General features: G+C 33.4%; 19 protein-coding genes. 6 read left to right on the top strand and 13 right to left on the bottom strand.

All coding sequences use genetic code 11. From position 1 onward, the window contains the following. Positions 1 to 16: 16 nt before the first annotated feature. Complete coding sequence (locus tag AC061C_RS10035) at positions 17 to 1552, top strand: YifB family Mg chelatase-like AAA ATPase (RefSeq protein ID WP_478291059.1); 1536 nt, start codon at positions 17 to 19, stop codon at positions 1550 to 1552. A 154-nt stretch (positions 1553 to 1706) separates the two neighbouring features. After that, positions 1707 to 2405, top strand: a complete 699-nt coding sequence (locus tag AC061C_RS10030; protein ID WP_478291058.1) for a pseudouridine synthase — start codon at positions 1707 to 1709, stop codon at positions 2403 to 2405. A gap of 608 nt (positions 2406 to 3013) precedes the next feature. Here AC061C_RS10030 and AC061C_RS10025 read toward each other — a convergent pair. The 8 genes from AC061C_RS10025 to AC061C_RS09990 form a co-directional block, all read right to left on the bottom strand. Beyond that, a complete protein-coding gene (locus tag AC061C_RS10025; RefSeq protein WP_478291057.1) occupies positions 3014 to 3901 on the bottom strand; it encodes a PH domain-containing protein in 888 nt (295 codons plus the stop codon). A 373-nt stretch (positions 3902 to 4274) separates the two neighbouring features. Further along, on the bottom strand, positions 4275 to 5564 hold the full coding sequence (locus AC061C_RS10020) for a DEAD/DEAH box helicase (protein WP_478291056.1): 1290 nt from the start codon (positions 5562 to 5564) through the stop codon (positions 4275 to 4277). Positions 5565 to 5768: 204 nt separating this feature from the next. Next, positions 5769 to 6143 (bottom strand): hypothetical protein, encoded by a 375-nt coding sequence (locus AC061C_RS10015; RefSeq protein ID WP_478291055.1) that lies wholly within the window; start codon positions 6141 to 6143, stop codon positions 5769 to 5771. Positions 6144 to 6365: 222 nt separating this feature from the next. Further along, the gene (gene ypfJ, locus AC061C_RS10010; RefSeq protein ID WP_478291054.1) at positions 6366 to 7226 is read right to left on the bottom strand and encodes a KPN_02809 family neutral zinc metallopeptidase; all 861 of its coding nucleotides are present in this window, start codon (positions 7224 to 7226) and stop codon (positions 6366 to 6368) included. Positions 7227 to 7428: 202 nt separating this feature from the next. Then, positions 7429 to 10779, bottom strand: coding sequence for a PAS domain S-box protein (locus AC061C_RS10005; RefSeq protein WP_478291053.1), 3351 nt, complete (start codon positions 10777 to 10779; stop codon positions 7429 to 7431). 795 nt (positions 10780 to 11574) lie between these two features. Further along, a complete protein-coding gene (locus AC061C_RS10000) occupies positions 11575 to 12351 on the bottom strand; it encodes a hypothetical protein (RefSeq protein WP_478291052.1) in 777 nt (258 codons plus the stop codon). A gap of 32 nt (positions 12352 to 12383) precedes the next feature. Continuing rightward, on the bottom strand, positions 12384 to 13121 hold the full coding sequence (locus AC061C_RS09995; protein ID WP_478291051.1) for a nitroreductase family protein: 738 nt from the start codon (positions 13119 to 13121) through the stop codon (positions 12384 to 12386). Beyond that, positions 13112 to 14440 carry an aldehyde dehydrogenase gene (locus tag AC061C_RS09990; RefSeq protein ID WP_478291050.1) on the bottom strand — a complete coding sequence of 443 codons (1329 nt, stop codon included), beginning with the start codon at positions 14438 to 14440 and terminating at the stop codon, positions 13112 to 13114. Before AC061C_RS09990 ends, AC061C_RS09995 begins: the two co-directional genes overlap by 10 nt. A 438-nt stretch (positions 14441 to 14878) precedes the next feature. Here AC061C_RS09990 and AC061C_RS09985 point away from each other — a divergent pair, with 438 nt between their 5' ends. Beyond that, positions 14879 to 15295 carry a YybH family protein gene (locus tag AC061C_RS09985; protein WP_478291049.1) on the top strand — a complete coding sequence of 139 codons (417 nt, stop codon included), beginning with the start codon at positions 14879 to 14881 and terminating at the stop codon, positions 15293 to 15295. 51 nt (positions 15296 to 15346) lie between these two features. On the opposite strand, the gene AC061C_RS09980 is transcribed toward AC061C_RS09985, so the two are convergent. After that, complete coding sequence (locus AC061C_RS09980) at positions 15347 to 16036, bottom strand: RluA family pseudouridine synthase (protein WP_478291048.1); 690 nt, start codon at positions 16034 to 16036, stop codon at positions 15347 to 15349. A 188-nt stretch (positions 16037 to 16224) separates the two neighbouring features. Then, positions 16225 to 17043: a 3-methyl-2-oxobutanoate hydroxymethyltransferase gene (gene panB / locus AC061C_RS09975; protein ID WP_309758125.1), complete on the bottom strand. Its 819-nt coding sequence runs from the start codon at positions 17041 to 17043 to the stop codon at positions 16225 to 16227. Between the two features lie 102 nt (positions 17044 to 17145). Here panB and AC061C_RS09970 point away from each other — a divergent pair, with 102 nt between their 5' ends. Beyond that, positions 17146 to 17577, top strand: a complete 432-nt coding sequence (locus AC061C_RS09970) for a Cif family virulence factor (RefSeq protein ID WP_478291047.1) — start codon at positions 17146 to 17148, stop codon at positions 17575 to 17577. 218 nt (positions 17578 to 17795) lie between these two features. Beyond that, a complete protein-coding gene (locus tag AC061C_RS09965) occupies positions 17796 to 18878 on the top strand; it encodes a porin (protein ID WP_478291046.1) in 1083 nt (360 codons plus the stop codon). Between the two features lie 124 nt (positions 18879 to 19002). On the opposite strand, the gene AC061C_RS09960 is transcribed toward AC061C_RS09965, so the two are convergent. Further along, positions 19003 to 19173 carry a hypothetical protein gene (locus AC061C_RS09960; RefSeq protein ID WP_478291045.1) on the bottom strand — a complete coding sequence of 57 codons (171 nt, stop codon included), beginning with the start codon at positions 19171 to 19173 and terminating at the stop codon, positions 19003 to 19005. Positions 19174 to 19275: 102 nt separating this feature from the next. Beyond that, a complete protein-coding gene (locus AC061C_RS09955; protein WP_478291044.1) occupies positions 19276 to 20703 on the bottom strand; it encodes an L-serine ammonia-lyase in 1428 nt (475 codons plus the stop codon). 238 nt (positions 20704 to 20941) lie between these two features. On the opposite strand from AC061C_RS09955, the gene AC061C_RS09950 reads away from it, so the two are divergent. Further along, the gene (locus AC061C_RS09950) at positions 20942 to 23449 is read left to right on the top strand and encodes a M14 family zinc carboxypeptidase (RefSeq protein ID WP_478291043.1); all 2508 of its coding nucleotides are present in this window, start codon (positions 20942 to 20944) and stop codon (positions 23447 to 23449) included. A 279-nt stretch (positions 23450 to 23728) separates the two neighbouring features. Here the strand turns inward: AC061C_RS09950 and tamL are convergent, their stop codons facing one another. Continuing rightward, on the bottom strand, positions 23729 to 26023 hold the full coding sequence (tamL, locus tag AC061C_RS09945; RefSeq protein ID WP_478291042.1) for a translocation and assembly module lipoprotein TamL: 2295 nt from the start codon (positions 26021 to 26023) through the stop codon (positions 23729 to 23731). Positions 26024 to 26038: the final 15 nt, after the last annotated feature.

Below are 26038 nucleotides of genomic sequence, written 5' to 3'. Positions count from 1 at the left end.
AAACAAATAGTAAAATATGTTAGTCAAAGTTTTTGGGAGTGCTGTTTTTGGTGTTGAAGCCACAACAATTACTGTAGAAGTCAATATGGATAAAGGGATTGGTTACCATTTAGTTGGCCTGCCGGATAATGCCATCAAAGAGAGTAGTTATCGAATAGCTGCAGCACTTAAAAACAACGGCTACGCCATGCCTGGAAAAAAAATAACAATCAATATGGCTCCCGCTGATTTGCGCAAAGAAGGTTCTGCGTATGATTTAACTTTAACCATAGGGATTTTGGTGGCTTCGGGCCAAATCAAAGCAGAGGATGTTGATAAATATATTATTATGGGGGAACTTTCCCTTGATGGCAGTCTTCAACCAATACGAGGCGCTTTACCCATAGCTATTAAGGCTAAAGAAGAGGGATTTAAAGGTTTTTTTCTTCCAAAGCAAAATGTAAAAGAAGCCGCTATTGTGGCTGGATTAGATGTCTATGGAGTAGAAAATGTTCAGGAAGTGATTGATTTCCTCGAAGGAAAAGGGAGTCTGGAACCAACAACGATAGATACACGAGCTGAGTTTTATAAAACATTAGATTTTCCAGAATTCGATTTCTCGGATGTCAAAGGACAAGAAAGTATCAAGCGTTGCATGGAAATTGCGGCAGCCGGCGGACATAATATCATCTTGATTGGTCCGCCAGGCGCAGGAAAAACTATGCTTGCCAAGCGATTACCTAGTATTTTGCCGCCGATGACGTTGCGTGAAGCACTAGAAACTACTAAAATTCACAGTGTTGCCGGAAAATTAAAGGAAGTCGGTTTGATGAACCAACGTCCATTTCGTAGTCCACATCATACAATTTCGAATGTCGCATTAGTTGGCGGGGGAAGTTATCCGCAGCCTGGTGAAATTTCTATGGCGCATAATGGTGTTTTATTTCTGGATGAATTGCCAGAATTTAAGAGAGATGTTTTAGAAGTGATGCGTCAACCACTGGAAGATAGGGAAGTGACTATTTCGAGAGCCAAGTTTACGGTTACTTATCCGTCTTCGTTTATGCTGGTGGCAAGTATGAATCCGAGTCCGAGCGGTTTTTTTAACGATCCAGATTCGCCACAAACTTCTTCGCCACACGAAATGCAACGGTATTTGAGTAAAATTTCGGGACCTTTATTAGACCGAATTGATATTCATATTGAAGTAACACCCGTTCCCTTCGAAAAATTATCAGACGATCAAAAAGCAGAAAGCAGTGTTGATATTCGGAAACGAGTCACTGCAGCAAGAGAAATTCAAACAGTACGCTTTGAGCAAATGGATCATATTCATTACAATGCCCAAATGAACACCAAACACATTCGGGAGTATTGCGCCTTGGATGATGTTTCCAAGCAATTATTGAAAACCGCAATGGAACGATTGAATCTTTCCGCTCGGGCGTATGATCGTATTTTGAAAGTGGCCAGAACTATCGCTGATCTTGATGCTGCTCCAGTAGTGGTTTCGAGTCATATTGCCGAAGCGATTCAGTATAGAAGTTTGGATCGTGATGGTTGGTTGGGTTAAAATTGATTACAGATTTTTGATTAACAATTTTTGATTTCAGATGTTTCACGGCTAGAAAATTTAGAATTCGCTCGTGCTATTGTGGGGAAAAAAAGTATAGAAATAAATACGTCAAAAAAGAGATTTCGGGAGAAATCTCTTTTATTTTTGCCAAATGTTAGAAATTCTGTACCAAGACGAATATATTATTGCAATTAATAAACCAAGTGGATTGTTAGTCCACAAATCATTTTATGCGCGCGATGCAAAAGTGTTTGCTATTCAAGAATTGAGAAATCAAATAGGAGGGCAACACGTTTATCCTGTTCATCGGTTAGATCGCAAAACATCTGGTGTCTTGTTATTTGCTTTGGATAAGGAAGTTTTAAAAATTATGAATGATCGTTTTGCGACACGCGATGTAGAAAAAAAATACTTAGCTATTTTACGTGGTTGGTCACCCGAAGAACTAACGATTGATTACGATTTAACGAATGATGATGGCATTATACAAAATGCAATAACCTATTTTCATCGATTGCAAACTACCGAAATTGAGTTAGAATTTAACAATAAGCCTACGTCACGATATTGTTTGGTAGAAGCGATTCCGGAAACGGGTCGGATGCATCAATTACGAAAACATTTCAAACATATTTTTCATCCCATTTTAGGAAGTCGTCCACATGGTTGTAACAAACAAAATAAATTATGGTTGGAGCATTTTGAACTGACAGGAATGATGCTTCATGCGCATCAGTTAATTTTTAATCATCCCATAACAAATGTACCACTTATCTTGAATGCAAAGATTAATGAAGAGTTTAGCAGAGTAGGCACTATTCTTAAGTTAGATTTGAATACGTATGAGTAGCATACTAATTTGTAAAGTCATGCTTTAATTTAGTGTTGTATTTGGAAATAGCAGTTTTCAGTAAAAAGAGAAGCAGATTTCAGATTTTCTTGTCTTTTATGAATAAACTAAGCAAAAAGAAAGTTATAGAAAGCATTATTAACTGTATTATAAAAACTGGATATAATAAATTTGATTCTGCATATCTAAAGCCAAAACTAACTACTGATACAGGAAATGTTAATAGTAGTCCATAAAGTGACCAATCTCCATAAAATAAATCTTTTGGATAAATTGAACAAACCGATAAAGTTCCCAATGAAACGTAAAATAAAGAGATTTTAAATGCTAATTTTTTGTATCTAATTAATTTTATAATCGTATTCATCTTTTTTATTTAAGTTCATTTTTGTTTTATTCGAAATTTACTTTTTCGAAATAAAATAGAATAAAAAGTGGGGGCTAATTGAATATCAGATTTCTGAAATACCTTTCAACTTGTTCATTTTTAAAATTATTGGCACGGATTGCAAATCCGCGCCATCGAGTTAACGGAAACTTGATGTGAAACGATAATTCCACTGCATTCCAGCTATATCAAAATGGCTGTTAGCAGATGTAATTGTTTGTTAAAATGGTAATATTGCCATATATCTATCATTCACTTTGTAATTTAATTTCAGAATTTTTACGATATTGTGAGGCTCTGTTATAAAATTTGTAATAATTATTTCTTCTTTATTGAAAAGAGTAATGTGTAAATAACTAAATTTTTTTGTGTTAGACCTATTTGAAGTAGATTCCTCTTCATTTATTACACATTTATCTATTTCGTTGCGATTAAAAATGATTCTTTTCCCATCTTTTTGATAAGAAATTATATTTTCAAAACTGTCAATTTTCAAAATAGTATTTTTATTTATTCGCCAATAACTCAGATAAAGTAACAAACTGGGCAACCAAAAAAGACTTAACATTATATGTACATAAATAACCATTGCAAATTTACTTTGATAATAATCATAAATCACGAAAACTAGTGAACCTATAAACCAAGGAAGTGAACTATAAAGAGTATTTAATTTTTTTGAGTCTTCAAAAGAAAAATTAATTAGTTGCTTTTTAACTTTTAAGTTTAGTTTTATCTTTTTAAGATTTAGTGTCTCTTCAATATTATTTGCAAAAAATAAGTTTAAAAAATATTCAACATCTAAACCTTCAACATTCTCATTAAAATTTCTAGAAATGAAAAATTGCGCAAACTCTTTTTCATTTTCATAATACAAAAAATAACCTTCATTATTCTCTATCCAAACAGATAACTTTTGGTTGTTTTCACTTTGGAATGCAATTTTCGAAAACCTATTTTCTATTTCATTTTTTTTAACTTCTTTTAATTCTTCATTAAATGGATAAGTTTTAATAAAGTCAATTGCTTTTTCTAAACTTACAAATCCATTATCTTTATATTCATCTATAAAAGAATCAAATCTTTGTGTTAAATATCTATTTTTCAATATTCTGTGAGTTTATATCTGCTAACTAGTATATGTCTGACAAAACCATACAAATCCGACCAATTTCTGGTGGATAGGTATGAAAACGGTCATACTATTTATCCCAAATATATTCATTTTTTCGTACAAATCATTTGGCAATTGTAAATTTATAAAATCAATTTGCAAAATGGTATTATGAAAGTAAAAACGTTCTAAATAGCCCCGATTACTTCACTTAGCTTTTATTTTAAGTGGAGTTCAGTGAACTACGTTTGCAATGAAAAACCTTCTTAGAGCTGGTGTTCAGCCCTAAGAAGGTTTGTAATGTATAGCGGGACATGCGTTCTTAAAAAACGAACTCGTTCTGCTCCTTAAAAAATATATAAATTAATTATCTATTAGAACGTCGGTCATTATTTTGACTCGGACGTCTTGGACCAAAACTGTTATTGCTGCTGCGGTTTGTAGTGTCTGTTTTTGGTTTTCGCGGAGTTGAATCGCGTTGTTGTCTTCCTTGTCCTTGTTTGATTGGTTCTTTGGAAGCATTAGGATCTGGCTCGAAACCTTTGATGTTTTCCTTAGGCAAATTCAAACCCACTAATTTTTCTATATCACGCAAAAATACCGTTTCATCCGGACTGAACAACGAAATAGCTTCTCCGCTTGCTCCGGCTCTCCCTGTTCTACCAATGCGGTGAACGTAATCTTCGGGGATATTAGGCAATTCAAAATTGACAACATGCGGTAATAACGGGATGTCCAGACCTCGCGCGGCAATATCAGTTGCGACTAAAGCGGTTAGGGTTCCGTCTTTGAAGCCCGCTAAGGCTTTGGTACGGGCGCCTTGTCCTTTATTTCCGTGAATGGCAGCTGCTTTGATTCCGGCACTAATCATGCTTTCCGTCAATTTATTTGCGCCTTGTTTGGTACGGGTGAAAACCAAAATTTGCTTCCAGTTTCCTTCTGTAATCAGTTTAATGACTAGCTCTGTTTTTTTCTCTTTGGCAACAGGATATACTTTTTGGATAATAGCATCTACGGTTGTGTTTTCCGGGGTTGCTTCCACATGAACGGGTTGGTGCAAAATGCCCATGGCCAATTTCTTGATGTCTTTTGAAAAGGTTGCCGAAAATAGTAAGTTTTGTCTTTTAGTAGGCAATACTTTCAAGATTCGTTCGATGTCTCGTAAAAAACCCATGTCCAGCATGCGGTCTGCTTCATCTAAAACTAGGATTTCTACTTTGGCAAGTGATATCAAACCTTGGTTTTGCAAATCAATTAATCGACCAGGAGTGGCCACTAAAATATCGATTCCCTGACGCAGTTGTGTCACTTGTGGATTTTGGTTTACGCCACCAAAAATTACGGTGCTTTTTAGGTCTAAAAATTCACTGTATTCTTTGATATTGGCCAATATTTGTGCGGCTAATTCTCTGGTTGGAGTCAATATTAAGGCACGAATAGGTCTTTGTCGCAATTGTTGACCTTGTGATAATATTTGCAGAATAGGTAATGTAAAACCGGCTGTTTTTCCTGTTCCTGTTTGTGCAGATGCTAAAACATCTTTACCTTCTAAAATTGGGGGAATTGCTTTTTGTTGTATTGGAGATGGGGTTGTATACCCTTTTTTGCTGATGGCTTTAAGTAAAGCATCAGATAAGCCTAATGAATTAAATGACATAAATGGTGTTTATGAAGCAAACACAATTATTTAGTTTACTTCTTTAAGTGGGGACAAAGGTACTGTTAATTTTTTCTATCTGGTTTTTATTGTTTGACTTTGTTTGAATATAACCTTATTGTTAGAATTAATTTACAAGATGTTATGTCTGTGCTAGTATAAATTTAAATGCCGTAGTACTAGTTAGATTTATATCATGTAACATTACTGAACGAAATATTGAGTGATAAAAGCGTGTTGTTGATTTACATTCATTTTATCAGTTTCTTTTATTTCAATCTTCAATTTATAAAAACGTTCATCTTCACTTAGAGTATCAAAAAAATCAATTTTAGCTTCAGAAGGCCCAAATAGTATTATTTTATCATAGTTTATGATTGCGTTTCCAATCTGATTATAGTATTTATACTTTCTCTTGATATCTCTATTTTTTGTTTTTTTTCTGTATGGATTACTTTTTTTTTCGTCCACTGTTAAGTCACATTCTATTATTTGAATTTCAAATGGCATAGTATTAAATTCCATTAAATAAGCAATAGAGTGGTCCATCCATATTCCTATTTGATTCGTGTTTTCCATTTTTTATTTGATTATTTATATAAACGTACTTATAAAAAAGTGGGCTACTAATCATTTTAGACAGATGGAATTTTAATTAAGTTAAATGTTAAAACTGTATCGATGAATGGAATTTTATTTAGATATATTTTAGGATTAAAACAATAAAAAGTTAAATGAATAAATTTTTAAATAAAAAATCGGGAGACTATCCCGATTTTTAAATTCGTATTGACTTGTAATTTATCTTATTTCTGCAAAAGTATCGCCTTGATTGATGTCTCCGGATTTATAGCCTTTCATAAACCATGCTTTACGTTGCGCCGAAGTTCCGTGTGTAAAGGATTCTGGAACAATATGTCCTTGAATTTTGGCCTGAATTGCATCATCACCAACTGCATGTGCCGCACTTAAAGCTTCATCAATATCGCCTTCCTCCAAGAAATTGTTCATTTTTTGGTTGTAATGCGTCCAAACTCCAGCATAAAAATCAGCTTGCAGTTCTAAAGCCACTGATAATTTATTGGCTTCAGCCTGACTTTTTCCTTCTTGCATTTGTCTCATTTTTGTAGAAGTGCCAAGCAGCGTTTGTACATGGTGTCCAATCTCATGTGCAATTACATATGCTGTTGCAAAATCGCCTCCTTGTGCTCCAAATCTTGTTTTTAGCTCATTAAAAAAAGTTAAATCCATATATACTTTTTGGTCAGCGGGACAATAAAAAGGTCCCGAAGCAGCAGTAGCACTACCGCACTCTGTTTCTACAGACTGGGTGAACAATACTAAATTTGGTCTTTCATACTCCATTTTATTTTCTTGAAATATTTTTCCCCAAACATCTTCGGTATCTACTAATATGGCTTTTATGAATTTGCCTTCTTCTTTTTCGGCAGCAGTTAAGGCTCTTTCTTCCGTTTGAGCGCCATTTCCTTGATTCATTTGTTCCAAAATAGGGGTAAGCATTTGGACGTTTTCCCCACCAAAAGTATTTAGTAACAAGATAATTATCCCAATAATTCCACCTCCAACAATTGTTTTTCCTCCAGAGGACATTCCTCTTCGGTCTTCAAAATTTTCACTTGAACGCCTGCCACTCCATTTCATGTTTAATAAATTTAAGATTAATGATTAGCTATTTGACCGAAAGGTATAAAATTTTAATAGGATGAAGTTTTCTATTGATTATTAGTATTTATATAATTTACAGTTTATGTTTTATTTTAGGTAACAATAATTATTCTTGATCTAAATAGTAACACTAAGGTAAAATAGGTTTAATAAACTACTTTCTATTTTTTATCCAATATTAATGTGTCCACTTTGTAATAATTTCTTCAATAATTCCTTTAATTATAGGCTTCGGTATGTAATCATTCATTCCGGCCGCAATGCATTTTGCTTTTTCTTCTTTTTCAGTACCAGCCGTTATTGCTATGATGGGCACATTTTGACCAGATGGTAATGTTCTAATAATTTGAGTAGCTTCGTAACCGTTCATGATGGGCATTTGTATGTCCATGAAAATTAAATCTGGTTGAATAGTATCGAATTGATCTACAGCGTCTTTTCCATTAGAAACCTCAAAAATTGTGGGATGAATTTCTAAATTTTTTAGGATCGTTTTTAGCAATAACATATTCACTTTGTTATCCTCAACAATCATAATTTTTAATTTTTTATTGTTCAGGCTTTTTTCAACAACCTTGTTTTTGCTGGCATCAAAATCGGTTTTAAATACGCTAACTTTTTTTGTAGGCTCATTGCTTGTTTGTACCTCTAGATCAAAATAGAAAGTACTACCCACATCAATTTGACTTTCGAGTTGTAAGCGACTATTCATTAACCCTAATAATTGATTAGAAATGGTTAAACCTAAGCCAGTACCACCAAATTTTCTGGTTGTAGAACTGTCTTCTTGCGTGAAAGCCTTAAATATTTTCTTTTTATTTTTTTCTAAAATTCCGATTCCAGTATCTGTAACTGCAAAACGAATTACAGCATGGGTATCGTCAGTTTTTTTCAAGATTGTTACATCTAAATGTATAGATCCTTTTTCAGTAAATTTTATAGCATTTGCCAATAGGTTGATCAATATTTGTTTCAATCGCATACCATCTACCCAAAAATATGTAGGTATATCAGGCGATAAATTAAGGTTTAGATTTAATTTTTTTTGATTGGATTCATATAATATCAAATCAGTAATTTGGCTTAGCATTTCACCTATATTATATTGCTCAATAAACAAATCTAATTTACCTGATTCTATTTTGGAGAAATCTAGGATATCATTGATAATATCCAATAAAGAGAGTGCTGATTGATTTACGGTTGTAATATATTTTTCTTGCGTAGCTCCTAAATTTGTTTTCATTAATAAATCAGTAAAGCCGATAATTCCATTTAGTGGTGTTCGAATTTCGTGACTCATATTTGCTAAAAATTCAGATTTTGCTTTGTTGGCAGCCTCCGCTAATTCTTTTTGTTGCAATACTGTTTCATTCTTTTTTCGTTCCGTAATATCTATAAAAATACCTTCGATAAAGGCAATTTTTCCGTCTTTATAAATAGCATCTCCAAACTCCTCTACCCAAACAATATGCTTTTTTTTATTTACAATTCTGTAGGTTAAGTGAATGGCTTTTTTATTTTCAATCGCATTTTTTTGTGCTTCAATAGTACTTATTTTGTCGTCTGGATGGATCAAGTCAATGAATGATAACTCATTATTCAGAAAACTAGATTTAGGAAATCCGGTTAGTTTTTCTATTTCATCATTGATATAAATCTTAGTATTGCATTCATCGTAATTAGACAAATAAACAGTACCTGGAATATTGTTGGCTAGTAAGCGGAATTTTTCTTCACTTTCATTAATCGCTGTTTCGTTAGCAATACGCTCAATAGAGGATGCAATATTTCTCGCTAAAGTTTGCAAAATATTAACTTCATCATCAGACCATATTCTTTCGTTTTGAGTGTCATCAAAACCTAAAAAGCCATGAAATTTATTTCTGACAAAAATTGGAAAGAGAATTAGAGACACGACATCTACATCGATTAATTTTTTTCGTAGAGAATCATTTTCAATTTCAGCTATAATGGCTCTGTATATTTTATTATTAAGGAGCGGTGTTATTAGCTCTTCAAAATATTCATGGGGCAGATTTTGAAGTTTTACATTGTTTTCGGTCAATTTTATATTATGTATGATCCACCGGTATTTTTGACTTATGAATCTATTTGTTTTATCATTTTCATAGTAATACGCTCTATGAGATTTAGTCGCTTTTCCCATAATAACAAGTACCTCAGAGAAAATAGAGTTGATGTCTTTACTGTTTAAAAATTTCTCTGTGCACAAGGTCATCGCTGATAAAAGATCACTCTTATATTCAAGCTTTTTCTCGGTTTCATATCTACTATGTGAGATTATTGTCAATGAGATTATATCAGAAATTGTTCTGGTAAAATTAATATCATCATTATCCCAATTTATTTTGTTTTTAGTAGTTTCAAAACAAATTAGTCCGGTTAATTTACCGTTTACTGAAATTGGTAAATCAAGCAGTGATTGAATATTGTATTTTACAAAATAGTTCTCTTTAAACTCTGAAAGCTCCTGAGCAATAGTCACGTTTGAAGCACAAATTAGCTTATTATTTTTAATGGCTTCAAAATAAATAGGGTATTTATTTTTTTCTAAAATTTGGCCTTTTGTAAAGCTATTAGTTTCTAAAATATATAAGTTTTCACAAGTAAAAGTGTCTTGCGAATATCCCCAGTAACTTACCCGATTGCACTTTGTAGCTTTAGCCGCAGATTCAATTATTTGTTTGATACTAAAATCTAGATTATTATACTCACTAAAATTGGTTGATGCTAAATTTTTGATGGTTTGATTATATAACTCTATTTTTTTGTGTCGGATTTCATTTTCAAGTTCAACATCTTTGATTTTAGTAATATCTCGGGCAATTCCTGAATATCCTATAATTTGACCCGTGTCATTTCGATTTATAATTACTTTTTGTGAAACCCAAAGTTCTTTTCCGTCTTTCTTGAGGAGCGGAAATTCGATAGTTGGAAAATTTTGTCCGTTTTCAGATAAGTTTAAATAATAATCTTTAATGCTATCGCGAAAATCTTCGCGTATAAATCCTAAGTAATGTTTGTTTATTAATTCTCGTTTCTTAAATCCTAACGATTTTAGTGTAAAATCATTTACAAATTTGAAATTACCAATTTCATTTACTTCAAAAATAATATCAATTGCATTTTGAATTAAATTTTTATATTGGTTTTGTAAATAAATTTCATGAGTTACATCCTGACCAATTCCGATAATTAAGTCTTCAGAAAATCTTTTATCGTTCCATTGTATGAGTTTATAGGAGCCATTTTTACATTTAATTTTTCTGATAAACATCCTATCCGCTAGGAACTTTGTGTGGTATTCTTCTCCGTAAAATTCAGTGTCTTCGGTTAATTTCCAATACCCCAAACCCATAACTTGATCAACAGTGTAGCCTAAAATAGTTTCTACATTCTCACTGCAAAAAACAACTTCCCCTTTTCGATTGGTAGCCAAAATAAGTGAATTACCTTTATTGATAATTTGATTGTTGAATCTAAATTGATCACTACTGCTAAGCAAAAGTATGTCTTGAATATAATTTATAAGTACAATTATTATAGAATTAGTAAACAATACGAGTACTGTCCTAAAAGGTACCAATTTAAAAATCGTAACAATTGCAAAATACAAGAACAGCAGAGCGATGTAACTCCAATAGAGTTTTTTGGACTTAAGGACACGATATGAAAATAATAATGCAACAACAAATGCTACAATGGGGATAAGATCTGTGGGTGATACAATTACATTTCTTGAAATAGATGCAAAATAAAGGAAAAAACAGGCCGTAAAAACTTGTTGTATGTGGGCAAAAATCCATTTACTCTTCGTGCTTAAGAAGTACAATAACAGCAATATAAAACCAATGCTTAGGTTTAAAACTAATAAACTTTTTGGTCTTATTTTTAAAAATTCAAAGGTTATTTCGATTATTGGCAATATTATACCTAGGAACAATAGGTAAAGTTGATATTCCTTTTTTAAGGTTATCGCTTTGGCTGTTTGTTCCAAGACATTTGACTTTAATCCCGTTTTTATTTGACTAATTTTAAAAATTAGAAAAAGAATTAAAAGAGGAATAAAAATGTAAAAGAGTACATTAATTCCTAATAGATTAATGGCCCAAAATAAAATTAAATTTGATTTGCATAAAGGCAATAGGCTACAGCATATGACCATAGGTATTTTTTAAATAGGTTGATTGAATAGATTTGGAACGTTTCTATTTGTACTAACCAATATAAGCATTTATTTTTAATTAAAAAGCCAAAATTTAATTTTTATAAATTTTGGCTTTTTGGTCTAAAATGAAATTTAGATTTTAATTTCATCCTCAGGATCAAATCCTATAATCTCGCTGTAAATTGCAAAATATAGGGAATAGATAAAAGGCAATGTAAAAAAGAATCCAATGCAGCACCCTATAAAACCTACCATTGTACCAATATATCCAACAACAAGTAGCCCTAATAACACTAAAGGTTGTTTCGAAACAATTAAAACGCTTGCTTGAATGGCTTCAAGGGCTTTTAGTTTTCCAAAAATGATAAGCGGAATAGTCATAATTGTAAATAATCCTATGGTAATTGAAACGACCACATCCAGAATTGGTATTTGGATGTAATTTAGTGTGCCACCTAGTACGGTATTCGTCAGAGTAACTAAAAATGTTGCAACAAAAAGTTCTGTGAAATAAGGGGCTTTGTAATATTCAAACATAGTTGATACATGAAATTCCTCATCTCTTTCGGCACAATAGGCCATTTTGATTAATCCACCAGAAAACGGACTCAATAAGCAGGTGATTAGAAGGGAAAATGCCGAAAAAATTAATATACTATTTACATCCATATTTTCGGGTTTAAAACGATCTGGCTTTAAATTTTCTAAAATAGTTTCAGTATTAAAAATAGAAAAAAGTACAGCAATCCCTACGAGGCTAAACAATACTGCAAAAACAAAAAATACAAGGCCGCCATAGAGTGCGATTTTTTTATAGTTTTCGAAAGCAAGGTTAAAAACATTTCCAAAATCTATGGTGTACCCATTTTTTTTGATGTCTTCAATTCGGTTTTGTGCAGTTTTGTTCATTTGGTTTTTGTTATTAATTGGTTTATAAATAGTTATCTCTTAAAATAGATTTCGTCAAAAGGTATTCTAAAGCGTTCTCCGTAAATGCCTTGTGCATCTCGTATACCGCAACTCAAAATCATATTTATTTCTGTATTTGCAGGCAAATGTAATATTTTTTTAATTCTAAGTGAATCAAATCCTTCCATTGGGCAAGTATCATAATTAATAGCAGCCATACTAATCATAAAATTTTGTGCAGCCAGTCCAGCGCTTTTATGTGCGACTATGCGCATATCGCTTTGTCTCGCCTGTCTGTAGATGGGTTTTATAAGGCCGATAATTTGAAATGCTAGAAATTTTATCATTCCAACAATACCAAAAAAATCGAAATATAGTGTAGGAATTATTTTTTGGTAATAATTCAATGCAAATTTTTCTCTTTTAGAATAGTCAGCAGTTGGTTTGTGGCCGTACAGTGTTTTTAAATAATCAATATTCGATTGAGCTCTTTGTCGCCATAAATCTTTTCGCACTACAACTACAACCATTTGTTGTGCAGTTTTGGCAGCATTTTGATCAAAACTAGCGGTGGCTATTTCTTGAATTAGGGCTGGGGTAACAATATGATAAAATTCCCAAAGTTGCATGTTGCTGCTCGTTGGCGCAAGAGAAGCAAGTTCGATACATTCTTTTACTTTCTGTTCATCGATTGGTTCCGATTTAAAAACGCGAATAGAGCGACGGTATTTAATAGCTTCGCTAACTGACTTCTCATTAATTACATCCATTTTAGTACCTTTTGAATGGTTGTCAATTTATCTTTGTATGGAGCATAACGCAACGGCAAATCCAGCCAAGTTCCTCTTTTTACAATTGCTTTTTTATGTGAAAAAATATCAAAACTCAATTTTCCATGATAAGCACCCATACCCGAATTGCCAACACCTCCAAAAGGAAGTCGATTATTTACTAAATGAATAACCGTATCATTTATACAACCGCCGCCAAAGGAATATTTTTGCAAGACTTCATCAACAAAAGACTTATTTTGGGAAAATAAATATAACGATAGCGGTTTCTCAAAACTGGAAACTATTTTTTCAATATCCACTTTCGTATTAAACGAAATAATAGGGAGAATTGGTCCAAAAATTTCTTCTTTCATAACCAAACTATCCATTTTGGGTTCATTCAGTAAAGTAGGGGCAATGTAAAAAGTTTCTTGATTGGATTTCCCTCCATAAAGTATTTCTTGATTCTCCAATAAATTGATCTGACGCTGCCAGTTTTTTAAATTGACAATTCGAGCAAAATCGGGAGATTCCTCTGGATTTGTACCAAGTGCTTTCTCAATTTCTTCAATTGTATGTTTTATGAATTTATCTTTGATGGTATGGTGAACCAATATGTAATCTGGAGCAACACAGGTTTGTCCCGCATTAATAATTTTTCCCCAAACAATCCTCCGTGCACTTAATGCTATATCTGCTGTTTCATCAATAATACAGGGGCTTTTCCCTCCTAATTCAAGTGTAACGGGTGTTAGGTATTCGGCTGCTGCTTTGGCCACTATTTTACCAACTGCCACACTTCCTGTAAAAAAGATATAATCCCAACGTTGTTCTAACAATGCTGCAGCGACAGTCGCATCACCCGTTTTGACCGTAACGTCATCAGTTGAGAAGGTTTCACTTATTATTTTCGATATGATTTGAGCGGTATTTGGAGTTAGTTCAGATGGTTTCAAGGTTACTCTGTTTCCAGCAGCAACAGCGGCAACAAGCGGACATAAAGCCAATTGAAACGGATAATTCCACGGAGCAATAATTAAAACATGGCCGTAAGGTTCACTATAGATATAATCCGAAGAAGGAAAATTTAGAAGTGAAGCTGAAACTTTTTTTGGCTTTGCCCAAGAATCAATATTCTTAATAGTTTCTTTTAAATCAGAGATAACATAATTAGTCTCTGTTAAAACGGCTTCAAAAGCAGGTTTTTTAAAATCATTATACAAAGCTTTGATGATCTCCTCTTCATATTTTGTAATGACGTGCAATAATTTTTTAAGCGATTCTTTGCGGTATTTTATATCGGTATTGAGATTCATAAGGTGATTTTAATTTAAAATTACATAATTATTAACTGATACCAACTTTCTTTGGGTACTAAAATAAAAAAACAGGATTTTTTTAGCTGTATGTTCGTAAACTTTTTTTTGTTTTTGAATTGGTTACTTATAAGATGTTCAAAATTAAATCATAAGGTGTTGGTGCCAAGATTTTCATATTTTGTTTGAGAGCAATATGAATAAAAACTATTTTATAGTTAATGTGAATTCATGCAGTGTATAGGTTTAAATAGTTAATGCTGTATTATATATTAAGTGTAAAATACACTAAACATTAAATAGCAGTTCAAGTATTTTTATGTTATACTGTTTCATAAAATTAAATGGGAATGAACACGATATTTTGAATATATTTGGTTCATGAAAAGGGATAAAGGTTGTCCAACTAAAGTTAAATTCAATACAAATCGAAAAAAAATGAAAAAAATCATTTTATCAATACTGTTCTTATTTTGTAGTTATTTTTCAATTGCTCAAGAGAAAGAAATTAAAGCAGTCTTAGAAAAGCAACGTTTAGATTGGAATAATGGCGATATGATTGGATATATGCAAGGGTATATAAAATCGGATTCTTTAGTATTTGTTGGGAAAACAGGACCATTTTACGGATGGCAAAAAAACTTAGAGATTTATCAGCAAGTCTATCCTGACAAAGCCGCCATGGGTACTTTAACTTTTGATATTAAACAAATTAAAATGATAGATAAAAAACATGCCTTTGTTTTAGGAGCTTGGAATTTGCAAATGGAAAAAGGGGAACAAAAAGGATTTTTTACTTTACTAGTTGAAAAATTTAAAGAAGGTTGGAAAATCGTTGTTGACCATTCTAGTTAGATTTTGCTGTAGTGAGACACAATGACAACAGTTGTTGAGGAATTGAGTTTTCTAGATTGCATTCCAAATTACGTCATCTGGAGTTGGGGCTAAAATTTCTAAATTTTCTTTGGTAACAGGGTGTACAAAAACTAATTTCCGGGCATGTAAATGAATGCCTCCATCGGGATTGCTTCGATCAAAACCATATTTTAAATCGCCTTTTATAGGAGAACCAATAGCCGAAAGTTGTGCTCTAATTTGATGGTGTCTTCCGGTATGCAGATTAATTTCCAGAGCAAAATAATTATTGAGCTCTTTGATGATTTTATAATCTAAACTGGCTATTTTACTTTCAGGAACTTCTTTTAGATGGGCTTTTGAAGTATTGTTTTTTTCGTTTCTTTTTATATAATGAACCAATTTATCTTCAGATGCAACTGGTTTGTTTTTGACAATACACCAATACGTTTTTTGAGTTTCCCGGTTACTAAATAATTCATTCATTCGTGTCAACGCTTTGCTGGTTCGTGCAAAAACGACTATTCCTGTTGTAGGGCGGTCCAAGCGATGCACTACACCCAGAAAAACTTCGCCAGGTTTGTTGTACTTATCTTTGATGTATTCTTTCACCACATCAGATAAGGGTTTGTCACCCGTTTTATCACCTTGCACAATATCACCTACACGCTTGTTGACCACAATAAGATGGTTGTCTTCGTGAAGAATTTGAAGGTTATTTTTATTCGAAACTATTTTCATTTGGATTTTAGATTTTTAGACTTCTTAGATATTTAGTTAAGTTAGACTTTCTTCGTTTGGAAAAGACAAAGTCACTTTATAAATTTCAGAACAAAAAAATCTACTTTTTTTCCAAATCTCTAAATCCTTAAATCGATGCATTTCTACTTGTTCTAGTCTAACAATCCAATAATCTAAGAAGTCTAATTTTAATATTGTTCGCTGGAATTTGGGAAATCACTGGATTTTACATCAGCAACGTACTGACCAATTGCTTTTGTCATTCCGTCATATAAATCCATATATCTTCTCAAAAATCGTGGACTAAATTCATTATTCATTCCTAACATATCGTGAATAACTAAAACCTGTCCATCTACGCCACCACCTGCGCCAATGCCTATTACTGGAATTGCAATACTTTGGGCAACTTTTTCAGCTAAATGAGCGGGTATTTTTTCTAAAACTAATGCGAAACAACCCAAACGTTCTAATAATTTAGCATCTTCTATCAGCTTGTGTGCTTCCTCTTCTTCTTTAGCACGAACGGTGTAAGTCCCAAATTTATAGATGGATTGTGGGGTTAAACCCAAATGTCCCATCACTGGAATTCCGGCGTTTAATATTTTTTTAATGGACTCTTTAATTTCTTTTCCACCCTCTAGTTTTACGGCATGACCTCCGCTTTCCTTCATGATTCTAATAGAGGAACGCAGGGCTTCTTTTGGATCAGATTGATAGCTTCCAAAAGGCAAATCTACAACCACCAATGCCCTTTCGATTGCTCTTACAACTGAGGATGCGTGATAAATCATCTGGTCTAGAGTTATGGGTAGGGTAGTCTCGTGACCAGCCATCACATTTGATGCCGAGTCGCCTACTAAAATCACATCAATTCCTGCCGTATCGACTATCTTTGCCATCGTAAAGTCATAGGCGGTAAGCATCGATATTTTCTCGCCATTGGCTTTCATTTCTATCAATGATTTTGTAGTAATCCTTTTGTAATCTTTTTTAGCGACTGACATATTTGTTGTTTTGAGATCGTAAAGGTACTAAAATGTATATTTTTAACTCAAAAATGTATAGTAATGTTTCTTTGGCGGTCAAATTAATTAAATAAAATAGTTATGCATAAAGCTATCATAGTGTTTGCCTTTTTCCTGTCGGTAAGTTTGCAGGCTCAAAATCAAGAAATTAAAAAAGTAGTTGAGACTTTTTTTGAGGCTTTTCATGCCAAAGATACAGTCCAATTAAAAGGACTTTGTGACGAAACTATGATTTTACAATCCATAAGTGAGAATGCTAAAGGAATTAAATTATCCAATGAAAGCGCGCAAGCGTTTTTTAAATCGATCGGTTCTATTTCTAAAGAAGTGAAGTTTCAGGAAAAAATTCTAAGTTATGCTATTCAAGTAGATGGAAGTATGGCTCATGTCTGGACACCTTATGAGTTTTATGTGAACGGAAAATTAAGTCACAAAGGCGTGAATGCTTTTACGCTTTTTAGAAAAGATAACAGTTGGAAAATCATTCATTTGATTGATACACGAAGGAAGTAATCACCAATTGATGATAATGGGTAAGTATAAATACTCGACTTGTATTTTAAAATTATATCGTTATTCTCTTTTTTCTTTTTCTTAGTAATGCATCAATTATTTATACTGTTCACTGGAGTATGATTTTTTTATAAAAAAAATTCAATTTAACGGATTTCAATGATTTAACTTTAAGTAATACCTTGTATATTTCAAATATCAAATATCAAATAATAAAAATGAAAATAATAATAATTACCGCTTTAATTTTTTTCGGATTAGTAACAGTGAATGCACAGGAAATCGAAAAAGAACCAAATTCATTCACCTTTTCTGGATATTTAGAGATGTATTACAGCTATGATTTTGGTAAACCTAGCAATCATGAAAGACCGGGATTTATTTACAGTCATAACAAACACAACGAAGTCAATTTAAATTTAGGATTGATAAAAGTGAATTATGAAAAGAATAATGTTCGAGGGAATTTTGCTTTAATGGTTGGGACATATCCTCAGTATAATTTGGCCTCGGAACAGCCTTTATTGCAAAATATATACGAAGCCAACATAGGTGTAAAGATTTCTAAAAAGCATAATTTATGGATTGATATGGGGATTATGCCATCACATATTGGTTTCGAAAGTGCTATTGGAAAAGATTGTATAGCATTGACTAGGAGTATTTTAGCGGATAATTCACCTTATTATGAAGCAGGATTGAAAATTAGCTATACTTCAAAAAATGAAAAATGGTATTTGGCTGCGATGTATTTAAACGGCTGGCAACGAATCCAGAAAATTGAAGGTAATCAAACACCCGCTTTTGCAACGCAGGTAACTTTTAAACCATCGTCTTTAATTACCTTAAATTGGAGTACTTATTTAGGGAATGAGCAACCTGATATTTATAGAAAATGGCGCTATTTTAATAACTTTTATGCACTGCTCAATGTTTCTGAAAAAGTAAATATCCATGTCGGTTTTGATATTGGAGCGCAACAAAACGCATATAAAAGTGATAAAAATGATGTTTGGTTTTCACCGGTAGTAATTGCTCAAATTAAGCCTACAGCTAAAATACAGTTGGCTGCCAGAGCTGAATATTATAGTGATGAAAAAGGAGTTATTATTGCATCAACAACTCCAAACGGATTTAAAACGTATGGTTTTTCCGCAAATTTTGATTATTTACCAACTGACAATCTAATCTTCAGAATAGAAGCTAGATCCTTAAGCAGTAAGGAAGACATCTTTGTAAAAAATAATTTACCTAATAATCAAAATGTATTTTTAACTACATCATTAGCTATTTCATTTTAATATTTTTTCAAACAAAAAAATTATGTGGAATGATGAATTGAATTAGAATTCGATTTAAATTTTTCAAAATTATTTTCATTTTCAATCAATCGTATACATAGGAAGTAATTTAAAAAAGAACAAATTAATAGATGTCGTCATTCAAATCTGATTCTACTTCTTCTGCTTTTTTGAAATCAGTATTTAAAAAATGGGTGTACTTTTTTTTGGCTTTTTGATTTTCTTTGATTAAAAAAATAATAAATACAACTACAAAGAAAGCCAAAACACTGACAATAATCCAATTGATTTCCATGGCTTTTGATTTAAAATTTAAGATCAAATTTAATGTAAATACTTGAATTTCAATGGATAGTACATTAAAATTTTTGATATTTGAATTTTGGTGTTATTTTAGTTAGCAATCTGCCATATTTACGGCAATTGCCAATCCACCCTCGGATGTTTCTTTGTACTTGTTGTTCATGTCCTTTGCGGTTTGCCACATTGTATCTACCACTTTATCCAAAGGTACTTTAGCATTTTTCGGATCGGTTTGTAGCGCAAGTTCAGCTGCATTGATGGCTTTTATCGCGCCCATTGTGTTTCTTTCAATACAAGGAATCTGAACTAAACCACCAATAGGATCACAAGTCAATCCTAAGTGATGCTCCATCGCGATTTCGGCAGCCATTAAAACCTGCTCGGGAGTTCCGCCCATCAATTCGCACAAAGCCGCCGCTGCCATGGCAGATGATACACCTATTTCAGCTTGACAGCCACCCATTGCTGCAGATATGGTTGAACCTTTTTTGAAAATACTACCTATTTCACCAGCAACCATAAGGAATTGTTTGATTTCTTTTTCACCAGCATTATGGTTTTCAATGACTAAATAATACATTAAAACGGCAGGAATTACTCCTGCGCTACCATTAGTTGGTGCTGTAACCACGCGACCTAAAGCTGCATTTACTTCATTTACAGCTAAGGCAAAGCAACTTACCCATTGCAAGATTTGGCGAAACTTCACTTCGGTTTTACGGATTTCTTCGAGCCAGCTTTGAGGCGAATCATAATTGGCTAAACCGATGAGGTTTTGGTGCATATCAAAAGCTCTGCGGCGCACGTTTAAACCTCCTGGGAGAATCCCTTCTGAATGGCAACCAATGTACATACATTCGAGCATTGTTTTCCAAATGCGTATCAATTCATGATCGATAACTGCTTCGGTGCGCATCGATTTTTCATTTTCATAAACGATTTCTGAAATGGATTTATTTTCTGTTTTACAGATCGTCAATAGTTCGGCTGCTTTCTCAATTGGATAAGGAAAAGCACATTTTATTTCTATTTTCTTCTTGGCGTTAATGCGTTCTTCTTTGACTACAAATCCGCCACCAATTGAATAAAAGGTAGAAACGAACTCACTGTCATCTGTCATATACGCCGTAAAAGTCATTCCATTGGCATGAAAAGGAAGGAAGTTTTTATTGAAAACGATGTCTTGGAGGAAATAAAAAGGAACTAGTTTTTCGTTACCTAAATTGATTTCGTTTTTTGTTTCAATTGATTTTATTATCGCATCAATATTTTCCACTGGAATGTATTCTGGATCCTGTCCGCTTAACCCTAGCATTACTGCCAAATCAGTGGCATGACCTTTTCCTGTTAAGGAAAGGGAACCGTACAAGTCTATTTTTACGCGCTCGACTTTAGGAAATAAATTTTCGCTTCGCAATTCGCCAAGAAACCGCTCTGCAGCTCTCCAAGGCCCTAATGTGTGCGAGCTTGAAGGCCCAACACCAATTTTTAGCATGTCAAAAACTGAGATACATTCTTCCATCTGTAGTGTGAATTTTGTTGTTTGCAAATATAATAGAATGTAGCAAGGATACTAATCCAAAACTTACTATTATTGTTTATATAATAACGAAAGGTGCTCTATTTTTAGTATTCTTCAACAAAAAATGAATTAATAAAAACTTGAGGTTTAGGATAATTAATATGTAACTAATCCGAAATTTAGCTTGTGCAATAGTTCGTAAATGGCTATTTTTGAAACATAACTAACCCAAAATAATATGAAAAAGACTGTTTTTTCTTTTTATCTAATGCTAACTTTTGTATTAATTGCCCATTCGCAAGTGCAAAGTCCATCTCAGTTTTTACCCAATTACGGAAAACAAATTACCTATTACCATCAAGCTGAAAATTATTTCAAACATCTTACAGAAAAGTCCACTTTAATCAAACATCAGAAGTATGGTGTAACGCCAGAGCAACGGGATTTGAATGTCTATTTTATTTCTAGTCCGGAGAATTTAGCCAATTTAGAACAAATTAGAAATAACAATTTAGCAGCCATTGGTTTGTCCCAAAATAAATCGCAAATGATTGGCGATAAACTAATTGTATGGTTGAGTTTTAATGTACATGGAAACGAATTTGCAGGAACTGAAAGCGCTATGACGGTAGCATACGAATTAGTAAATCCTTCGAATGCTGAGACTAAAAAGTGGTTAGAAAATACAATTGTGATCCTAGACCCGTGCATCAATCCCGATGGATATTCTAGATACGGAAATTGGTTACGAGAAATTTCAGGGAAGAAAACGCATCCAGAATTGTCAGATAGAGAACACATGGAAGAGTGGCCGGGCGGCAGGTACAACCACTATATTTTCGATTTAAATAGAGACTGGGCTTGGCAAACACAAGCGGAGTCACAGCAGCGAATTGCTTTGTATAACCAATGGATGCCACAAGTTCATACAGATGTACATGAAATGGGGTACGATTCTCCGTATTTCTTTCCACCATCAGCAGAGCCTTTGCACGAATACATTGAAAAGTATCAAAAAGATTTTCATTACACTCTTGGTAAAAATATTTCTAAAAAATTTGATGCTCAAAACTGGATGTACAACACAGGAGAGCGATTTGATTTGTTTTATCCCAGTTATGGCGATACCTATCCTACTTACAACGGAGCCGTAGGAATGACATTGGAACAAGGCGGAATAGGAGCGGGAAGAGAAGTTGTGATGAGTAACGGCATCAATTTAACGATCAAAGATCGACTGACACATCATGCAACGGCAGTATTAACGGTCGTAGAATCGGCAGCAGCCCAAGCAGATGTTTTGCTGAAAGGATTCAGAGGTTTTATGAATAATTCCCGAAAAACAGTGAAGGGAAATTATAAAATGTATGTAATGAAAAACAATCCGAAGTTAGTTCAAATGGCGGATTTGTTGAAAAAGAATAATGTGGAATTCAGTTATGCTGATGCGAGTCAAAAAACTTCGGGATTTAGTTATTATACCAAAGCAGAGAAAGATTTCACAATTGAACCTAATGATTTAATTGTAAAAGTAGACCAACAAAAAGCTGTTTTTGCACAAGTACTTTTTGAACCAAATCAAAAGCTGAATGACAGTTTATCCTATGATATCACCGCTTGGGCGTTGCCCTTGGCGTATGGAGTTGAAGGCTATGCGTTGAAAAACAGTATTGCTATCAAAACAAAAGCGTCCATAGCAATACAAGAAAAAACGATTCCTCAAAATGTATATGCTTTTCATATTCCTTGGAATAATAGAGTATCAGCTCAGGTTTTGTCCTTGTTGCACCAAAATAATATCAAAGTACGTTCTGCTATGAAAAAAGCAGTTTTCGGTGATCAAACCGTGGAACCAGGTGGTTTGCTGGTTACAAAAACTGATAATCCCAAAGTAGTCGATTTTGAAAAAACGATATCTGAATTGGTGAAAATAAAAACAGATTTTAATTACATTTTAACTGGATTTTCATCTAACTCAAAAGATGTAGGAGGCGAGAATTTTAATTTACTAAAAGCGCCTAAAATTGTATTATTATCAGGAAAAGGAGTCGGGTCTACTGAATTTGGTGCTGTTTGGTATTACTTAGAAGAAACATTGGGGTATCCCGTAAGTGTTGTTGATGCTGATAATTTGAAAAGAATTAAATTATACGATTACAATACCTTGATTTTACCTGATGGCTATTATGATTTCTCCGAAGAGCAACAAAAACAAATTGGAGCGTGGGTAAATAACGGCGGAAAATTGATTGCAATGAATAGTGCACTTAGCTTATTTGAAGGTAAAGAAGGATATGCTCTGAGTCTCTTTGCTTCGGAGGAAGAAAAATTGAGTTCTGAAAAAGAAGCTGAAGAAGAGGCATTAAAAGAGCGCTTTTTAGATTTCCAAGAAACAGAACGAAGGTACATATCGAAATCAATTCCTGGCGCCATCATCGAGAATTTGTTGAATAAAACACATCCAATGTCTTTTGGTTTAGGCGATAAATATTTTAGTCTAAAAACAGATGACAGGCATTATTCATTGTTGAAAAAAGCAATAAATGTTGTTTATGTACCAATAGAGTATAAAAGTTATGGATTTGTCGGTAATGAAATTAAAAAGAAACTAAACAATACGGTAAGTTTTGCTGTAGATAAAAAGGAAAATGGAGCAGTTATTTACATGGTAGATAATCCGTTATTTAGAGGTTTCTGGGAAAACGGAATTTTATTATTTAGCAATGCCTTATTCTTGGTAAACTAAAACTGGATAATTTATTATGGGAATTAATAGTTAAATTGTGCCGTTAGGTACTAAATATTGGTAAAAAAAAACACAACATTTGAAGCGAATTTAGCGTGCCGTAGGTACGCAACAAAACCATAAATGTTGCGTACCTACGGCACGCTAACAAATTTTAAACCCAATTACTACCAATATTTAGTGCCTAACGGCACAAAAAAAGATTTTACGCCTTGATTAGTTATTATACAAAAGAGCACGAAATCATCGTGCTCTTTTTTTTATCCAGATTGTATTATACTAAAATGGATAGCCAATAGCCAAATTGAAAATTAAATTTTCTTTGCGCCATGAACCATTTCCAAAACTGATTTGGTCTAAAACCCAACGATTACCATCGGGCAAATATGGTTTTCGAATAGGGAAGGCAAGATCTGTTCTCAGAATCAGAAATGAGAAATCAAAACGCAATCCAGCGCCAGCTCCTACGGCCATTTCACTCAGAAATTTTTTCGAAAATGTAGCTCCGGGTTTATCTGGATTCTCATTCAATAGCCAGATATTACCGGCATCTATGAATAGCGCTCCTTTCACTAATCCGTAAATTTTAGCTCGGTATTCGGTATTGAATTCCAATTTTAAATCACCAGATTGATCGGGTAAAAACGTATTGGTATTTGTTGAAGCACCGTCAAAACTTCCCGGTCCGATAGAACGTGCTCTAAAAGCGCGTAAACTATTGGTGCCACCAATGAAGAATTGTTTGATAAAGGGCATTTCTCGAGAGTTTCCATAAGCAAATCCAGCACCTGCGATAATTCGGCTTGCTATTTGAGAATCAGGTCCTAACTTGTAATAATGTCTAAAATCACTTTCTATTTTGATAAATTGACTAAACGGAACATCGAATAATTTAATAGTATCACCTTTTCTAAGATTCGCACCCGAAACTAAACCTGCCACATTTCCTGCTAAGTCGATTGTTCCTTTGTAATAAAAGGTGTTTTTCTTTCTTTTTTGTAACGTATTGGTGTAAGTGTAGGAGTAGGTTGGTCCAAAAATCAATTGTTTTTCAATTACTTTTCCAAGGGATTCATTTGCGGCAATTTGCTCCTGATATAGAGGAGTTACATTTCTTGGACTGGCGTATGTTATCTCAGTAACATTCAAAACATGTTCCTTTCGTTCATTTTCTTTCCATAAATATCCAAAGGAACCTTTAAAAGTTTGAAGGGAATATAATTTAGTTCTGTTTTGAAACTCATAGCCTATTGTAGCTTTTGTTTTGGGTACAAAACCGCTGGGCGAATTGAGTTTAAAAGGGGCAACTAATCGTGGCCAAACTAAATCAGCTTGGGTTCCAATTCGGTAGACATTAAATCCATTGTTTTGTCCAGATACTTGTACTTCGACACCACCAAAAGCTGAAATGGTAAGTAATTCTGCTCCTCTAAACGTATTTCGGTTGCTCCAATTTAAATTGAGTTCGGTTCCGGTGTAATTAGCAGAATTCGTTTTGGCCAACAGTTCTAATCGGATTGATTTTTTAGGTAAAGGAGTTAAAAAATAATACGCATCGAGATAATTGCCCGTAGTATCAGAAACCTTAAATTGGTTTTTTACAAACTTGAATGTGCCCAAGTTTACGAGACGGTTTAATGACAGATTATGATTGCTACGGTTGTATAAATCATTTTTTTTGAAATATAATGCTCGATCAAAAATGCGCGGTTTAAATAAATTTTCCTTATCTATTATGGATAAATCATTGTATTTTTTAATAGAATCCAAATTCGTTTTCACACTGTCAGAACCTATAGAATAGTTGGGATAAACGATGATTTTATTGATTTTGTATGGTGTCTCAGCCAGTTTTGGAGCTTCGTCTTTTACCTTTACAATAAGATCCACCTGATGATCAGCCACAGTTGTATCTACTTGTACTTTGAGATAATCAGGATTAAAATAAAAGAATCCTTTTTCTTTTAGTCTGGCGTCAATACGAATTCTTTCTTCTTTAATAACAGCAAGACTATAACCTTCTTTTTCTTTTAGCAGACTTCTTCTTCTGGTATTGCGAACCGCAGTTGAAATTATAGAGGAATCTGTAGGGAATTTTACTTCTTTAATTTTATATTGCTTTCCGGGTTTTACGATATATTCTGCGGTTGCTTTTTTACCATGTCGGGTTGAATCTGCCGATGTTCTTGTATTGAAATAGCCACTGTTTTCTGCAAAGTTTTGTAAAACACTTTTGTTGTATTCTAAATCTACTTGACTGTATAAAACGGGAGCTTCGCCTACTTTGGTTCTCAACCAGTAGCGCCATCCTTTTTCTTTCTTTGGCGTCCCAGCCAGATTATAGATATATAATTTAGGTCGTAATCCTAAAATCGAGGAATTTGGCTTTGGTCTAAGAACTTCTTTTAATGCTGTTTTTAACGCTTTTTTTTCTTTTTTAGACACGTCTTTTCCTTCAACGGTAACTTTTGCGCCAGTATACAACAGTTCTCCTTCGGGAAGAAATCGAGTATTGCTGCACGATGAAGCGAACAATGCTAAAAAAAGAAAATATAATAAATGGTTCTTGTTCATATATTATTTGTTGTT

It is taken from the genome of Flavobacterium sp. GNP010, assembly GCF_056428945.1.
Note: the sequence above shows the minus strand (reverse complement) of the source record. Positions and strands in the feature narration are given on the sequence as shown.

What these genes read in the sequence shown, in the direction of transcription:
- panB (WP_309758125.1), bottom strand. Translation starts at nt 17,043, where the DNA reads ATGTCAGTCGCTAAAAAAGATTACAAAAGGATTACTACAAAATCATTG.
- AC061C_RS09990 (WP_478291050.1), bottom strand. Translation starts at nt 14,440, where the DNA reads ATGAATCTCAATACCGATATAAAATACCGCAAAGAATCGCTTAAAAAA.
- AC061C_RS10030 (WP_478291058.1), top strand. Translation starts at nt 1,707, where the DNA reads ATGTTAGAAATTCTGTACCAAGACGAATATATTATTGCAATTAATAAA.
- AC061C_RS09965 (WP_478291046.1), top strand. Translation starts at nt 17,796, where the DNA reads ATGAAAATAATAATAATTACCGCTTTAATTTTTTTCGGATTAGTAACA.
- AC061C_RS09985 (WP_478291049.1), top strand. Translation starts at nt 14,879, where the DNA reads ATGAAAAAAATCATTTTATCAATACTGTTCTTATTTTGTAGTTATTTT.
- AC061C_RS09980 (WP_478291048.1), bottom strand. Translation starts at nt 16,036, where the DNA reads ATGAAAATAGTTTCGAATAAAAATAACCTTCAAATTCTTCACGAAGAC.
- AC061C_RS09960 (WP_478291045.1), bottom strand. Translation starts at nt 19,173, where the DNA reads ATGGAAATCAATTGGATTATTGTCAGTGTTTTGGCTTTCTTTGTAGTT.
- AC061C_RS09955 (WP_478291044.1), bottom strand. Translation starts at nt 20,703, where the DNA reads ATGGAAGAATGTATCTCAGTTTTTGACATGCTAAAAATTGGTGTTGGG.
- ypfJ (WP_478291054.1), bottom strand. Translation starts at nt 7,226, where the DNA reads ATGAAATGGAGTGGCAGGCGTTCAAGTGAAAATTTTGAAGACCGAAGA.
- AC061C_RS10035 (WP_478291059.1), top strand. Translation starts at nt 17, where the DNA reads ATGTTAGTCAAAGTTTTTGGGAGTGCTGTTTTTGGTGTTGAAGCCACA.
- AC061C_RS09950 (WP_478291043.1), top strand. Translation starts at nt 20,942, where the DNA reads ATGAAAAAGACTGTTTTTTCTTTTTATCTAATGCTAACTTTTGTATTA.
- AC061C_RS10000 (WP_478291052.1), bottom strand. Translation starts at nt 12,351, where the DNA reads ATGAACAAAACTGCACAAAACCGAATTGAAGACATCAAAAAAAATGGG.
- AC061C_RS09995 (WP_478291051.1), bottom strand. Translation starts at nt 13,121, where the DNA reads ATGGATGTAATTAATGAGAAGTCAGTTAGCGAAGCTATTAAATACCGT.
- tamL (WP_478291042.1), bottom strand. Translation starts at nt 26,023, where the DNA reads ATGAACAAGAACCATTTATTATATTTTCTTTTTTTAGCATTGTTCGCT.
- AC061C_RS10015 (WP_478291055.1), bottom strand. Translation starts at nt 6,143, where the DNA reads ATGGAAAACACGAATCAAATAGGAATATGGATGGACCACTCTATTGCT.
- AC061C_RS09970 (WP_478291047.1), top strand. Translation starts at nt 17,146, where the DNA reads ATGCATAAAGCTATCATAGTGTTTGCCTTTTTCCTGTCGGTAAGTTTG.
- AC061C_RS10020 (WP_478291056.1), bottom strand. Translation starts at nt 5,564, where the DNA reads ATGTCATTTAATTCATTAGGCTTATCTGATGCTTTACTTAAAGCCATC.